The organism is Helicobacteraceae bacterium (assembly GCA_031258155.1).
Lineage (GTDB): Bacteria > Campylobacterota > Campylobacteria > Campylobacterales > SZUA-545 > JAIRNH01.
In genome coordinates, this window is record JAIRNH010000038.1 from 1 (window position 1) to 14,914 (window position 14,914).

The 14,914-nt window shown below is 45.5% G+C and carries 14 protein-coding genes and 1 CRISPR repeat array; of the genes, 4 read left to right on the forward strand and 10 right to left on the reverse strand.

Features of this window, described 5'->3' with window-relative positions; all coding sequences use genetic code 11:
* Window positions 1-6: 6 nt before the first annotated feature.
* A CRISPR array of direct repeats spans window positions 7-3,733; the repeat unit is 36 nt; unit sequence ATTATAGCAGAACCGAGTGGATAAGTCAGCTATAAC.
* Window positions 3,734-4,157: 424 nt separating this feature from the next.
* A complete protein-coding gene (locus tag LBF86_05195) occupies window positions 4,158-5,180 on the reverse strand; it encodes an epoxyqueuosine reductase QueH (GenBank protein ID MDR0664899.1) in 1,023 nt (340 codons plus the stop codon).
* A gap of 150 nt (window positions 5,181-5,330) precedes the next feature.
* Between LBF86_05195 and LBF86_05200 the strand changes: the two genes are divergently transcribed.
* Window positions 5,331-5,972: a type II secretion system GspH family protein gene (locus LBF86_05200; GenBank protein MDR0664900.1), complete on the forward strand. Its 642-nt coding sequence runs from the start codon at window positions 5,331-5,333 to the stop codon at window positions 5,970-5,972.
* 268 nt (window positions 5,973-6,240) lie between these two features.
* On the forward strand, window positions 6,241-6,900 hold the full coding sequence (locus LBF86_05205; protein MDR0664901.1) for a type II secretion system GspH family protein: 660 nt from the start codon (window positions 6,241-6,243) through the stop codon (window positions 6,898-6,900).
* Between the two features lie 168 nt (window positions 6,901-7,068).
* Here the strand turns inward: LBF86_05205 and LBF86_05210 are convergent, their stop codons facing one another.
* Complete coding sequence (locus LBF86_05210; protein ID MDR0664902.1) at window positions 7,069-7,251, reverse strand: hypothetical protein; 183 nt, start codon at window positions 7,249-7,251, stop codon at window positions 7,069-7,071.
* 36 nt (window positions 7,252-7,287) lie between these two features.
* On the opposite strand from LBF86_05210, the gene LBF86_05215 reads away from it, so the two are divergent.
* Together LBF86_05215 and LBF86_05220 are read left to right on the forward strand one after the other, a co-directional pair.
* Window positions 7,288-7,500 carry a hypothetical protein gene (locus LBF86_05215; GenBank protein ID MDR0664903.1) on the forward strand — a complete coding sequence of 71 codons (213 nt, stop codon included), beginning with the start codon at window positions 7,288-7,290 and terminating at the stop codon, window positions 7,498-7,500.
* A gap of 56 nt (window positions 7,501-7,556) precedes the next feature.
* The gene (locus tag LBF86_05220) at window positions 7,557-8,132 is read left to right on the forward strand and encodes a tyrosine-type recombinase/integrase (GenBank protein MDR0664904.1); all 576 of its coding nucleotides are present in this window, start codon (window positions 7,557-7,559) and stop codon (window positions 8,130-8,132) included.
* A gap of 140 nt (window positions 8,133-8,272) precedes the next feature.
* On the opposite strand, the gene LBF86_05225 is transcribed toward LBF86_05220, so the two are convergent.
* The 8 genes from LBF86_05225 to LBF86_05260 all read right to left on the reverse strand — a co-directional run bounded on the left by LBF86_05225 (window position 8,273) and on the right by LBF86_05260 (window position 14,893).
* Complete coding sequence (locus LBF86_05225; protein ID MDR0664905.1) at window positions 8,273-8,482, reverse strand: type II toxin-antitoxin system RelE/ParE family toxin; 210 nt, start codon at window positions 8,480-8,482, stop codon at window positions 8,273-8,275.
* Window positions 8,466-8,690, reverse strand: a complete 225-nt coding sequence (locus LBF86_05230) for a DUF6290 family protein (GenBank protein ID MDR0664906.1) — start codon at window positions 8,688-8,690, stop codon at window positions 8,466-8,468. The genes LBF86_05225 and LBF86_05230 overlap by 17 nt, the downstream gene beginning before the upstream one ends.
* A gap of 856 nt (window positions 8,691-9,546) precedes the next feature.
* Entirely contained in the window at window positions 9,547-10,218 is a 672-nt protein-coding gene (locus tag LBF86_05235) for a hypothetical protein (protein MDR0664907.1), read from the reverse strand.
* The gene (gene lgt, locus LBF86_05240) at window positions 10,193-11,020 is read right to left on the reverse strand and encodes a prolipoprotein diacylglyceryl transferase (protein ID MDR0664908.1); all 828 of its coding nucleotides are present in this window, start codon (window positions 11,018-11,020) and stop codon (window positions 10,193-10,195) included. Before lgt ends, LBF86_05235 begins: the two co-directional genes overlap by 26 nt.
* A complete protein-coding gene (locus tag LBF86_05245) occupies window positions 11,013-12,293 on the reverse strand; it encodes a (Fe-S)-binding protein (protein ID MDR0664909.1) in 1,281 nt (426 codons plus the stop codon). Before LBF86_05245 ends, lgt begins: the two co-directional genes overlap by 8 nt.
* A 14-nt stretch (window positions 12,294-12,307) precedes the next feature.
* A complete protein-coding gene (locus tag LBF86_05250) occupies window positions 12,308-12,679 on the reverse strand; it encodes a GtrA family protein (protein MDR0664910.1) in 372 nt (123 codons plus the stop codon).
* Complete coding sequence (locus LBF86_05255; GenBank protein ID MDR0664911.1) at window positions 12,658-13,947, reverse strand: glycosyltransferase family 39 protein; 1,290 nt, start codon at window positions 13,945-13,947, stop codon at window positions 12,658-12,660. Before LBF86_05255 ends, LBF86_05250 begins: the two co-directional genes overlap by 22 nt.
* The gene (locus LBF86_05260) at window positions 13,829-14,893 is read right to left on the reverse strand and encodes a glycosyltransferase family 2 protein (GenBank protein ID MDR0664912.1); all 1,065 of its coding nucleotides are present in this window, start codon (window positions 14,891-14,893) and stop codon (window positions 13,829-13,831) included. The genes LBF86_05255 and LBF86_05260 overlap by 119 nt, the downstream gene beginning before the upstream one ends.
* Window positions 14,894-14,914 lie beyond the last annotated feature (21 nt).

Sequence of the window (14,914 nt, forward strand, 5' to 3'; positions counted from 1 at the left end):
CAACAAATTATAGCAGAACCGAGTGGATAAGTCAGCTATAACTTCGCCAGATTTGCGTTTGAAGTGGAAATAATTATAGCAGAACCGAGTGGATAAGTCAGCTATAACGAATTAGAGAATAAGGACGAAAATGAAAGATTATAGCAGAACCGAGTGGATAAGTCAGCTATAACTTAACGGATAACGTATTCGCAGGCAATTTAATTATAGCAGAACCGAGTGGATAAGTCAGCTATAACTTATTAAATAGCGCTATCGCCTCGTGGTAATTATAGCAGAACCGAGTGGATAAGTCAGCTATAACGCGTGCCTTTCTTTGCGCGACATTACAATCATTATAGCAGAACCGAGTGGATAAGTCAGCTATAACTCGATACGGTTGAATATGTAAAAAACCTGTCATTATAGCAGAACCGAGTGGATAAGTCAGCTATAACAATCTAACGTTACTAGCCGAGATGTATGATATTATAGCAGAACCGAGTGGATAAGTCAGCTATAACATTTCACTCCTCCTCCTCGCTAATGTAATCATTATAGCAGAACCGAGTGGATAAGTCAGCTATAACAAACCCCCAATAAAACAAATTTTACAAATTATTATAGCAGAACCGAGTGGATAAGTCAGCTATAACCCAAATTTTCCAGCGCTAAAAACGAGGTTTATTATAGCAGAACCGAGTGGATAAGTCAGCTATAACCCAATATTCGGTCTTGCCGTTTTCGTCGAGATTATAGCAGAACCGAGTGGATAAGTCAGCTATAACAAAAAATCTTCATACGATTTTGTATAGGTATTATAGCAGAACCGAGTGGATAAGTCAGCTATAACAGTTATAATAGATTTATTATCAATGATAAAATTATAGCAGAACCGAGTGGATAAGTCAGCTATAACGTTTCTGCGCTATGAGTATCCTAATATAGATTATAGCAGAACCGAGTGGATAAGTCAGCTATAACCACACCTCCAATAAGATGATCTATTATGCCATTATAGCAGAACCGAGTGGATAAGTCAGCTATAACTTAATTAAATGTGGCATAATTACATTATCTATTATAGCAGAACCGAGTGGATAAGTCAGCTATAACTTGGAGGTATGAGACCCGCCGCTTGGGCATATTATAGCAGAACCGAGTGGATAAGTCAGCTATAACCAAAAAAATCATAGAAATTGATAAATTACCATTATAGCAGAACCGAGTGGATAAGTCAGCTATAACATTATTCCAATCGATTTTGAAAGCGATTTATTATAGCAGAACCGAGTGGATAAGTCAGCTATAACGCCCTGACGTTGCTTAGCGCCGCTCCAGAGATTATAGCAGAACCGAGTGGATAAGTCAGCTATAACTATCTCATTAAAAAAGAGGAGAAATATGCTATTATAGCAGAACCGAGTGGATAAGTCAGCTATAACTACTTTGCAACAAATTAAAAAAGATTTTCGATTATAGCAGAACCGAGTGGATAAGTCAGCTATAACTTGAGCCTGCTATCGATTTCGTTCTCTTGAATTATAGCAGAACCGAGTGGATAAGTCAGCTATAACGATTTTGCGCTGTAGGTAGGCGTATTGACGATTATAGCAGAACCGAGTGGATAAGTCAGCTATAACTTAAAATGTTTACGGATTTGCAAAAAAGAAATTATAGCAGAACCGAGTGGATAAGTCAGCTATAACGAGTATGCACAATCGGGCGGCATACATTCAATTATAGCAGAACCGAGTGGATAAGTCAGCTATAACGACCGCCAGAGCCGATCGATAGCGATCGTGATTATAGCAGAACCGAGTGGATAAGTCAGCTATAACATTTCGTTTCCTTATGCAAATATGTAATTAATTATAGCAGAACCGAGTGGATAAGTCAGCTATAACGAAATGACGATGGCGGTAACGATGACGGCGATTATAGCAGAACCGAGTGGATAAGTCAGCTATAACTTCAAGGATTAATATTTATAATGATAAAGTATTATAGCAGAACCGAGTGGATAAGTCAGCTATAACCGTTGCCAAGAATGCATAACTTATCAGTTTATTATAGCAGAACCGAGTGGATAAGTCAGCTATAACAGATTTTATCGCGCAGATTAAAGACGCTAAATTATAGCAGAACCGAGTGGATAAGTCAGCTATAACCTCGGCGATCGCACGCTCGAAGTTAAAGGTATTATAGCAGAACCGAGTGGATAAGTCAGCTATAACCGTAGCTTTTGGCAGATCGTCACCTCGTGGATTATAGCAGAACCGAGTGGATAAGTCAGCTATAACCGGCGGAGCATCTCTTAAGCGCCACGCTGGATTATAGCAGAACCGAGTGGATAAGTCAGCTATAACTTGTAAATTTGAAACTTTTCAACCTTCAAAATTATAGCAGACCCGAGTGGATAAGTCAGCTATAACCAGAGAGAAGGCACGCGCGGATTTCGATGGAATTATAGCAGAACCGAGTGGATAAGTCAGCTATAACTTCCTCAAGCGTAGCTCTAATTACCTCGGGATTATAGCAGAACCGAGTGGATAAGTCAGCTATAACACTTTTGCTGATACGCGGCTAACGCTTTGATTATAGCAGAACCGAGTGGATAAGTCAGCTATAACTTTGCAAACCATTCTCCTTTTGTGTCGTAGATTATAGCAGAACCGAGTGGATAAGTCAGCTATAACATATTTAACCTTTCTTGTCGATCACAATATATTATAGCAGAACCGAGTGGATAAGTCAGCTATAACTTTGGACATATAACTATTTATAATAATGATCATTATAGCAGAACCGAGTGGATAAGTCAGCTATAACTGCGGTCGTAAACGGAATGCGTTTATTGCATTATAGCAGAACCGAGTGGATAAGTCAGCTATAACCTTGGCTTTGCTATGGGTGTGTTGGGTTAAATTATAGCAGAACCGAGTGGATAAGTCAGCTATAACCATTTCAAGTCAAGGTTTAACGTAAGATTTATTATAGCAGAACCGAGTGGATAAGTCAGCTATAACAGTTCTCTGATATTACCATTATATAGAGAATTATAGCAGAACCGAGTGGATAAGTCAGCTATAACGAACCTGAAACCAACTATCTAGCTCTACGGATTATAGCAGAACCGAGTGGATAAGTCAGCTATAACCGGCGGAGCATCTCTTAAGCGCCACGCTGGATTATAGCAGAACCGAGTGGATAAGTCAGCTATAACATCATTGGTTTGCTCCTTTTGCTTTGTGAATTATAGCAGAACCGAGTGGATAAGTCAGCTATAACCTATTTCGTTTATGTATTGACAGTCTTTATATTATAGCAGAACCGAGTGGATAAGTCAGCTATAACGTCCGGCTCGTCAAATCTATCGCTACTAGGATTATAGCAGAACCGAGTGGATAAGTCAGCTATAACTAACTCGCTAAGCGGGTTAAGTCCGCCTTTATTATAGCAGAACCGAGTGGATAAGTCAGCTATAACGACGTATCCGCATACGGCGAAACTGATAGCATTATAGCAGAACCGAGTGGATAAGTCAGCTATAACTGAGAGCTTATCTTGGGAGATCAGGTGAATAATTATAGCAGAACCGAGTGGATAAGTCAGCTATAACTAACGCCGTTTATCTCTTGCGTAGAGTTGTATTATAGCAGAACCGAGTGGATAAGTCAGCTATAACTTATCGTGCAAAGCGCGCGAATAACTCTTGATTATAGCAGAACCGAGCGGATAAGTCGGCTATGGTCATATAACTCATATTGCTTTCAGTTTTGCGTTATCACCAAAGAGCGCGGGAAAATTGAATAGCGACGAGATAGCTACGTTTTTAGATTATCGCGAGCGAACGAATAAGCGCGGCGTAATTTGCGACATCAGAAAATCGTTTTGCCAAATACCCGTCAATGGTTCCTAAAATTACTAAAGTTGCGCGATCTTTGCCTTACAAATTCTCGCGCATAGCGCTTCGTCCATTATGCGCAATCTAGTAACGCCTTATAGACGTAAAGTTAGCGTAGCCTTGCTCTAAACGCCCCGCGTTAGAGCGCTTAATAATCAAGAGCGGCTAGAAAACGGCTACGCTTTATAGAAGTTTTACAGAACCAAAAATAATGGAGCGACAACCGTCTATACGTTATTCTCCACATTATTAGCCTGCAAGATCGTCAAGCTCAAAACTTCTCTTCGTTTGAAACCGCCGAAGCGGTCAAACTCTCCGCTTCGCAAAAAACGCTTTCGATCGCGCCCGTAACGATCCCGCTCGGCAATTCTCGCGTCACGAAAATCGGCGTAACGTCCGTTTTGCCCAAACCCAAAACGCCGCGAGCGTCCGCGCCGCTTGCGATCGAGCGCTCGACTACAAAACCGGCGGCTTTCTCAAATCGCGCGATCCCTTTTGCAACGCCGATCAAACGCGACTTTGTCTTCAGCCTCGCGGAATAAGGCGCGACGTCGCACGCGATCGACGAGCCGTTTTCGCCAATCAAAACGGCGCTTAATAATCGCCACTCCATTATTTTAGTTCTATAAAGCGCCGCCCTTTCGCCGCCCTTTTCTAGCCGCGCCCTAAGATTAAGCGCTTCTAGCCGCAGATCGGCGGCGCTCCTCGAGCCGTCTATCGGGTATATCAGCTCCGCGGCGATCCTACCTTGCGCGGCGCGCTGACGCGCCAATCCCCACGCGCACCCGCAATAGTTCTGAAAATACGCCTCTTTTTCGCGCGCCAACGCGAACGCCGCCTGCGTTCCGCCGCCTTTGCGAAAATCCTCGAAAACAAACTCCAGCCCGTATTTATCCGCGATCTTTCGCGCGGCGGCTTTCAACTGCCCCAAATCCTTTTTCGGACTTATAAGCAAAGTGGAGCTAAAGCGTTTTTCGCCCAAACGCGCCGCCTCTTTAGCCGTCCTCTCCAGTCTCATATCAAAACACGCCGCGCATCTAGCGCCCTTTTCCGGCTCGTCCTCCAACCCTCGCGCCGCCGCCGCAAAGCCGTCTATATCGTATTCGCCTTCAAGAAAAGCGATATTAAGCCGATCGCAACAACGTTTAGCGTCGATCATGCGCGATAGATACTCGCTTCGCGGACAGATATTAGGGTTGTAAAAAAACCCGACGAGCGCCTCGTTTGGATATTTTTCGCTTAAGCGCGTCAAAAAATACCAGCTATCCACGCTGCAACAGATATGAACGATCATCGCGCCCTCTTGATTTTTATCGGGCGATTATAATGTTTTTGATCGCTCGAAGCAAATTATAATTTCCCCAAAAATTCGCCATTTTTTAAGAATATATTAAGCATAAAGCTAGTAGCATATCGTCATCTCATAACCAAAAAGGAGGATTCTATGAGACGTTCAGCGTTTACGATGATCGAGCTGATCTTCGTTATTGTGATTTTAGGTATCTTGGCGGCGGTCGCGTTGCCGAGATTTACAGGCGTTCAGGACGACGCGCTAGTCTCTAGCGAAAAAACTGGTATTGCCGCGGTACGCACCGGCATTACAGCTATTCGCGGTCGCGCTTTGGTTCGAGGTCCTACGGAGGCGGACATTAACTTAACCGTCTACGACGAGCAAGGCGCTCAGTATAGGCTTAATATTGGAAGAAATGCCGGCACAACTTTTGATGAGGAGACAATAAGCTCTTCCGGTTTTCCTAACGGGCTTAGCGGAGACGGTTGGGGCGCCACTATTAAGACCCAACAAGATTCGACAAGCGGTAGTAACGACGAAGGTTCAACGGCGTTGGTTACGGTGCTTGAGCCGGGAAATCGCGGTACGTATAGAACTTTTGGATCCGATGCTGATGGCAATAAGAGCGTTATTATCGGTCCGGCAACTGGAGGCGTTACGGCTAGTGATGTTGAGTTGTGCCAAGGCAAATGGTGGAGATACGAGCCGTTTGGCGGTACTATGACGCAACAAGGGACGTGCAATGGCGGAACCGGTCCGGCTGGCAGTGCCGACGGGACTAATAGTAATCCTTAGGGGATGATTTAGTCCCTTTGGGATTTTGTCCGTCTTTATTAGTAAAGACGGACGCTTTATTGTATAACGAGTTTTTTGTTTAACCATTTCAGTCAAGCGTCTTCTGTTTGATAGCTTTTTCTTGTGGTTCGCCCTGCTTTTTTCGCGCCCTCCCGAATTTTACCGCGATTTATAATGATCTTGCTTTTTATCATTAAAATTATGACATGATTCGTTATGTTTGAGACAAAGCGCTATCATTGCGAAATCTCAGTAGAAGGAGGTTTCCATGAAAAGTTCGGCTTTTTCGATGATCGAGATGATCTTCGTTATCGTCATATTGGGCATACTCGCCATAGTCGCGCTACCAAGGCTTACCGGCATTCAGGACGACGCGCAGATCGCGGTGGAAAAAAGCGCGATCGGTTCCGTCCGATCCGCATTGCAAACCGTTCGCGCTAAGGCGATCGCCAAAGCGGGCGGAGAGTTTAATATAAGCGTTATCGACAAGGGCGGTCTGTTTTACAGCGTAGCCTATCCGGCGAATACGCTTATCGCGGCAGATCAAGAGGACGAAACGGGCGTCAGCGTTACAAACTATCCAAACGCTCTAAGTCTGAGCGCTTGGAGCGGCGGTAGCGCGTCGCGAGGTGACGCGACCGAAGTTACGCCTAAATTTGAAAGCTACGAAGACGACGACAAAGGCTCTACGGCGCTAGCCATCGCTCTGGAGCCAAACGGACGCGAGGATTTTTCCACCTTTAGCGCGCCGCCGCACCCAGGTTATACGCCCGCCGCGGTTAGCGGCGGAACGATCAGCTACATTACGGGGCGCGCCTCAAAATATGTCGCGGACCAAAACGCCGACCCTTGCGTAGGCAAGTTCTGGGTTTATAACTCCGTATCCGGTCATATCTTGATAGCGGGAAAATGTCTTTCGGGCTCTTAACCATCAACGCGAAAGAGCGCTCGCCGCTTTTTCGCGAAACAAAAAAACTGATCGCTAACCAGACGTTACATTTCATCTTCGTTTCTTCCTTTATGCGGCATGCGTCGCTTTTGCGGCGCGCGGCGCGTTAATCGCGCATAAGATTCTTTTTTCTAGCCTGCCTAATAGCTAGTCGCCTAATTCGCGCGCGTCTTTAAGATCGTCTAAAACGGCATCAACGATGGCGCGATTGTGGTAAGCTAACGCAAGTTCTGGATCGATCTTGATCGCCTTCCAATGTTTAGCGCCTATAAAGACAAGCGCGGGCGCAAAATGTTTGTTGCCCGTTTCAAGATTGATGGCAAGACACAACGCAAAACAATCGGCTACGAAGGCGATCGATACGCGATGACAGCTAAAAAAGCATTTCTTATCAAAGAGGAAATAAAACAAAAAACTAGAAACGGCGAATATCAAGTTGATCCCAAAGGCAAGACTTTTGACAGCGTTTTTGAGGCATACCTTGAAAGCGTTACGCCAATCGAAAGCGCGAAAACCATTGAAAACAAGCGATATAACTACAAAAAACATATTGAGCCTTACGCCGCAAAGCTGCTATAAGCTCGCTTGATACGGCGTTTTGGCAACAGATAATCAATAGAGCGCTTAAAACAAATTTGGCTCCGACAACAGTCGATAAAATCAAAAACACCATTAAAAAAATCTATGACTACGCAATTTCAAGTCAATGGGCGACCACAAATCCAGCCATTAGAGTCAAATTGCCTCAATATGACGATCGAGTCGAAGTTGATTTGACCATGGAAGAATCCAAAAGACTTTACCAAACAATAATTCACTACCCCCACCCAATTTTTCGCGGCGTTTTTATCTTTTTGCTTCACGGACGAAGACGTAATGAGGTTTTGAGTCTTGCTTGGGAAATGATTGATTTAGATAAAAACATCTATCAAATACCATCGGCGATAAACAAAGCGCGTAAAAATATGACCTATCGCTTAACTCCGCTTTTGCTTGAAGCCCTTAGATTAAGTCCTACGCAAACAGGTTTAACGTTTCCAAGTCCAGCTACAGGCAAAAAGATTGTCAATACAAGGCACATTTGGAAAGACATTCTCAAAAAAGCTGACATTCAAAAACCTATGCGCCTTCACGACTTGCGCTATCTGAGCTTGTCTGCTCACTGCTGGCGCAGTCGAGCTTTAGTTGGGAAACGAACGGTTATCGAATAAAGAGGGTTATCGCAATACGTATCCAATAAAAAACCTAAACAACACACACAACGCCGCAACAACAAAAAAAATGAAGGCTAACCGCGATATATGTTTTTCTGTTCCCTATGCGAACTACTAAAATGCATAATGTTTTATCTTCAATGCTTGCGATAACGCGATAGTCGCCTACGCGATAACGCCCAGCAATCGCCCAATTGTGAACCCTTAAGCGGTTTGCCGACGCTACGCAGATTATCAAGCGTAGCAAGACGTTCGCGCAGAAACTTTGTAATGCGAAGCGCGATCGCTTTGTCTATTTTAGCAAGGTCTGATTTCGCGCCGTCGCCTAATTTAATTAGCCAACCCAAGCTCTTGCTCTACTTCTTCGATGGAGTAGGTCTTGCTACGTCCCGCGCGAATGTCGATTAGCCTTTGCTCGGCAATATATAAATCTTCAAGATCGTCCAAATACTCAATAATAGCTTGACGAGCATAAAAAGTTTTGGTTCGACCCGTAGACTGGACTAGCGCCGCAAGTCTATCTTCGATTTCGCGCGGCAACCTAATAGCTAACATCCGGTTAGACTCCTTCCTTTAAGGCGTTATACAAGCATAACATAATCTTAAACGACACACACACACAACGCCGCGAGGCGTTGGGTTTCGCGCGGGCGCCTCTGCGTGTCTTTTTTATTAATTTCTCTAAATAGATCAAATACTATATGGGTAATGCGTATTAACGGGGGCGTTAATAAGGATTAACAGTGGTGTTAATGTGTATTAACGGGGGCGCTAATGGAGATTAACGGGGGCGTTAATGTGTATTAACGGGCAGGCGATTTGTCTCCCATTTTGTCCCTTGAAACTTTCAAGGCATTAACAAAAACGGAACAAAGCCGCTTGCGAAGGCGGCGACTCCCACGGGACTCGAACCCGTGTATCCACCGTGAAAGGCGGTAGGCATAAATATGCGCAAAATAACCCGCATGCAACAAATAAACTTGTTATAAAACTTTGTTTGTTAACGTATAAAATAAATATTTAAAAGAGCAAATAAAAGCTAGAAAATAGGATATTATGTATATAATGTGCAATCTCAAGTGTTACCCATATAGGAGCGTGTATGGCATTTGTAAAATTGAGAGGCGCTCAATACGAAGGCGTTTATACCTATTACAGTCGCTTTAGTTAGACGCATTGACGTCGCGATATACGCTTCTTTAACGGCGTTTGCGACGGCAATGTCCGCCTCGCTAACGTCTTTGCCGCTCAGTAGCGTAAAACGGAGAGAATAAAAGACTTAGCCTTAACGAGACCTTCGGTTTCAAATCGGCTCCGCGCGATCGCCAAAGGGATCAAACGCCGTTATACTCGCTTTGACAAGCCCTCTTGTCTTGCAATCATTTAGCGCGCGAAAACGATAAAACGCGAGTTACGCCAAAGGCTCTAACCGCAACGCTCTTTTGCTCGCTATCGTGCCTTTTCTCAGTCCGCTATCCGCCGCGAAAGGGTGCGCGTAGAGCAAAAAGCCCGCCTTTTTCATTCGCTCCCTTACGATATGCGAAGCGGAGTAGGTAGTCAAAACTCCGGAGGGCTTTAGCAGACGAAAAAGATCGGCAAAAAAGCTCTCGCTCCACAGCTCGGCGTTGGCGCGAATCGAAAACGGGTCTTGAAAAATTACGTCAAACTCGTCCGTTTGCTCTTGAACTAACTTCGCCGCGTCGCCTAAAACAACCTGTAGCAAGACGCGATCGTCTTTATAACGCAGCTCTTTTGACACGCGATCTATGATCGGGCGATACCCTTCGAGTTCCTTTGGATACGGCAGATTTGGCAGATAGACGATCAGTTCGCGATCGATTTCAGGCGCGATAATCTCTATTTTGCCGCTATGATTCGCGATCGCGCATAACGAGTTGTAGCCTAGACCGAAGCATATATCCAAAACGCGAATCTTTTCGCCGATCGCGGCGAAAGCGAACGCGGGGCGGATATGTTTTTCTAGCGTCTCTCTCAACGCGCCCTCGCCGACGCTGTGATAGTGTTCGCCGTAGCGCTCGCTAAAAAGCGTAAAGGAGTTATCCGCGCTTTGAACGAGACGCATAGGACAGGTAACAATAGAGCGCTATAGCCGCGATCAGCATCGCCGCCGATAACGCCTGCCCCATCGTCAGCCATTGGAAGGCGATAAAGCCAAGCTGCGAGTCGGGCGCGCGGAAAAATTCGACGATAATTCTGGCGATCGCATACAGCGCGAGATACAAAAGCGTCATTTGCCCGTCGAATTTGCGTTTTTGATAGACGCAAGCCAAGATCGCGAATATGACGACGCCCTCTAGCGCCGCCTCGTATAACGCGCTTGGATGGCGCAAAACCCCTTCTACTAAAACGCCCCACGGCATAGTCGTTTCGCGTCCGATTAGCTCGGCGTTTAGAAAGTTGCCGATCCTTCCAAAGGCGTATCCCGCCGATCCGCTAACCGCCGCGAGATCGAATAAAAACCAAACGTTGAATCGGTAGCGGCGCGCAAACGACAGGAGAGCGATCACGACGCCCGCGATCGCGCCGTGGTAACTCAAACCGCTTATGCCGATCCGATCGCCCGCGAACGGATTAAAAATCTGCCAAGGGCGCGCCAGCAGATACGCGACGTTTGGATCGTAGAAGATCACGTAGCCGATTCTAGCGCCCAAAACCGCTCCGATCACAAACCAGATAAAAAGCGACTCGAAGCGCTCTAAGCTCATCGCGTTCCAATGACCAAGCCGCACCGCGCGCCGCCCCCACAGATAGCCTACTATAAGCGCCGTAACATACATCAGCCCATACCAGCGCAGCGAAAACGCGCCTACTGAAAAGATGATCGGATCGTGCCAGCCATAGAAGTTTTGCCAAGTTTCAAGCATCGGTTTTATACTCTTTGATCGCCTGCGCGATAAGCTCCAGCGGGTGCATAAACGTCTGTTTTGCGCCGCTGCGGTTAAGCGCCTCGCTAATTTGCATACGGCAAGCCGAACACTCGGCGCTGACGATCTGCGCGCCTGTTTCGGCGATCATATCGGCTTTGTTCGCGCCCACCGATTTAGCTAGAGCAAACCGCTCGCTTTGGATCGTAACGCCGCCAAAACCGCAACATTGCGACGGCGCGCTCATCTCCTTGATCTCGTAGCTTCTGGCGAGAAACGCGCGAGGCTCTTTGAAAACGCCCAACGTTTTTTTGGCGTGGCAGGGATCGTGATAGGTAACGCTCGCGATCTTTTGGCTCAAATCTGGCGTTATTTGCAACAGATCGGTGTTTTTATACAGCCATTGCGAAGCGATAAAGCTCTTATCGACGATGCGTTTAATCCGATCGATCCACTCCGGTTCGTCTCGCATAACGTGAAGCCAATCGTTGATAATCATATTAGAGCAGGTCGCTTCGGGAATCAAAATCGCCTCTACCGAATCCACAAACAGCTCAAAATACTCGACGTTATACTTAATTAACCATTTAGTGGATTTGGTATCGCCCGTGAAATAGCTCGGCGCGCCGCAACAAAGCTGATCTTTGGGGATAAAAGCGTTGATTTTCAGCGCCTTTAGAAGATACAAAAGCGAGTCGCCCACGTCGGTATAGGCGTAATTTGCCATACAACCGATAAAGATCGCCGCCGTTTTTTCGCCGCCAAAGTTCATTCGCTCCGGATAGGCGTTCAGAAAACTTTTTTGCGCAAGAGGCGGCAGCAGTCGCCCCCGCTTTGTCATCGGCATGGGAAATCTAGCGCGCATGCCGTTTGCCGCGCTCGCAAAAAAGCACGATTTGACGACAAAGCCTAGTTTCGCGGCGGCATCTTGCAAGAAACGACGTTTTAGCAGGAAAAAGACGATCCTCTTAAACCACGCCATGCCATATTTCTCGACGCTTAGGGCGCGCGCGTTTTCGATTAGCGTATCGGTTGGAATCTTGCTTGGGCAGACCGCTACGCAACTAGCGCATAAAAAGCAGGTTTCAAAGATTTTCTTTAAGTTTTTATCTAGCTTGAGCGATCCGTTCTGCATACTCGCCATTAGGTGTATAAATCCCCGCGGGCTTGTCGTCTCGTCGCGGCTGACGGAGTGGATCGTGCAATCGGGAACGCACTTTGCGCACTTGACGCACGCTTCGGCGTATTCGGCAAAGTCAAATTCGTTTTTCATAGCCGCAAATTATATCAGCCCTCCCTAAATACCCATAATTTCAATACGACAAAGTTCGCTATAGGCGCTAACGCCGATATAATAAAGTAACCGATTAAATAGTGTGCGCCGCATAGCTCAACCAAGTATGCTATTAGTAGAGTTAGCGCAAAAGCGAAAGCGTAAGAGGAGACAAACTTGAGGTATGATTTTACGCAAATTTGCCGCCCAAAAACAAAACGGCTTTGTAAAAGATACGAAATTGCGTTTACGATCGCGAAAGTCAACGCGTTAGCCAAGACCGGATTAAAATAACAAAGCTCGATAAACCCGCTTAAAACAACGCCGTAAAGAAGCGTAACAAACGTTCCAATTACCAGATACTTTACAAAGCTCTTTGAAAACATTTTATTTTAATAAAATTCTTTAACTCGTAAAAGCGTTTTTTGATAAACGGCGCCGATACTATCGCGCCTATAATAACCAATTGCCACCAAGGATCGCGGTATCGAGCGTGTCCCGGCGCCGCCGACGCGACAAGCAGATAGGCGCTTAAAGCAAAGATATAAGTTTGCGTTATATCGAATTTAAGTTTTTGAGCAAGAACGCCCGCAAAATATAGAGCATATACGCCGCATAGATAAAATATATAGATAAACCCAATAAAACCGATTGGCTTCGATAACGAAAAGCCGACTAGACGTCCGGCGACTTCGGTTGGTCCAAACATCTCTCTAAATAAACCCGTAAAGCATTTGGCGATGTAAGCTATCGGGCGGGCGCTTATATACTCTTTGGCGACGCTTCCCAACAAGACGGCTCTTTGCGCGGGATTAAGATCGTCTATGGTTTCAGACGGATATTTTTCGTTAAACAAATCGCGAACGACGGCGCGAGGATCATTGACGCTGGTAGAATCATATTCTAATATCCAAGCAAAATACTGATCGCCCGCCGCGTTGGTGCAGTATTTTGCTACGCCCGTTTGAACGTAGTTGCGAGCGATCCAGCCTCCGCAGCATAACAGATACGCTATGAAAAATATAAAGAATATGCTTAACTTAATCTTTTTCAGCGCGGCGGCGATCAGTAGCGCGACGCATAGGAGTAATCCAAAGTAGATCAAAATAGGACGGACAAGTATTGCATAGTTAAACAACGCGGAAAAAATAGCAAAATCATAGAAGCGAGCGCCGAACTTAACAAACTTAACGAAAAAATAAAAAGAGAATATTATCAACGAGCCAAAAAACGCTTCCGTTAAAATTGTAAATTGAAGCTCAAACGACGTAAGAGAGATTACGATAAGAAACAGGCTCAAAAAAGCAAGACGAAAGGAAACGCCGAGCAATTTAAGGATTTGATAAACAACAAAAAGTTTGACGGCTACCAAAATTACTTGCGCTATTACCACAACGGAGTTATCGCCTCCAAGAGCGTAAAACAGCGCCAAAAGAAGAGGATATCCAGGCGTTCGATTTGTGTCCGCGTTAATGCCGTCGTAGCTGAAAAACAAAAGATCGATTAAATTGCGCGCCGTAGTAACATAGCCGTCGCTATCTGGAGATAACTGAGCGTTGAAATCGTAAATTAGATAGAAATAAACAAGGCTGAAAAGAGCATAGATCGCGCAAAAAAGGCAGACGATCGTATATTCTCGCGATATTTTTGTCATTTAGCGGGGGGGGGGGGGGGGGGGAATAAATTTTGCGGAAATATAATTCAAATTGTTCTTTGCCGTTTTGCGATATCGCGTCTAAAATTAACCCGCAAAAGAACGAGATAACTCCGCACAAAGCAAGAAATCCGCTCGTAATTAAAGTCGGAAAACGAGGAACGACGCCCGTGCGGATATATTCAAAGAAAACAGGCGCGAATAACGCCGCGGCGGAAACGATAAGCAATAAAGCCGTAAATCCGAAAAACTGTAACGGGCGATAACGACGCAAGGCGTTAAATATAGTTATAAGAACCCGCGCTCCGTCTTTGAAGGTGTTTAGCTTGCTTGCGCTTCCGACGGGACGATCCCGGTAATCGATCGCTATCGAATGAATCGATAGCCGTTTGTCTAACGCGTGTATAGTCATAGCCGTTTCAATCTCAAACCCTTGGCTCAACGCGGGAAAGGATTTAACAAATAAACGACTAAACGCGCGGTATCCCGTCATAACATCGCTAATCGGTTCGCCATTTTTGACAAAAAGCGCGTTTATAAGAGAACAAACCAGCCAATTGCCAAAGCCGTGAAACGGGCGTTTGTTTTCGGCGGCATAAGTGGAGCTTAACCGATCGCCTATAACCATATCTATCCTTTTTTCTAACACAATTTCTGACATCTCCGTAGCGCGATCGGCAGGATAAGTATCGTCTCCGTCGACCAAAATATAACAATCCGCGTCGATTTGTAAAAATTGAGAACGAACAACGGCGCCCTTACCTTGTCGTCTTTCGCGGCGGACTATCGCTCCGGCTTTAAGCGCTATTTCGGCGGTATCGTCCGTCGAATTATTGTCATATACAAATATCTCCGCCGTCGGCAACGCCGTTTTGAAATCTTTAACGACCTTTTCTATCGTCCGCGCTTCGTTATAGCATGGGATAATAACCGCGATTTTGCCCATAGTCGTAATTTTATAAAGACA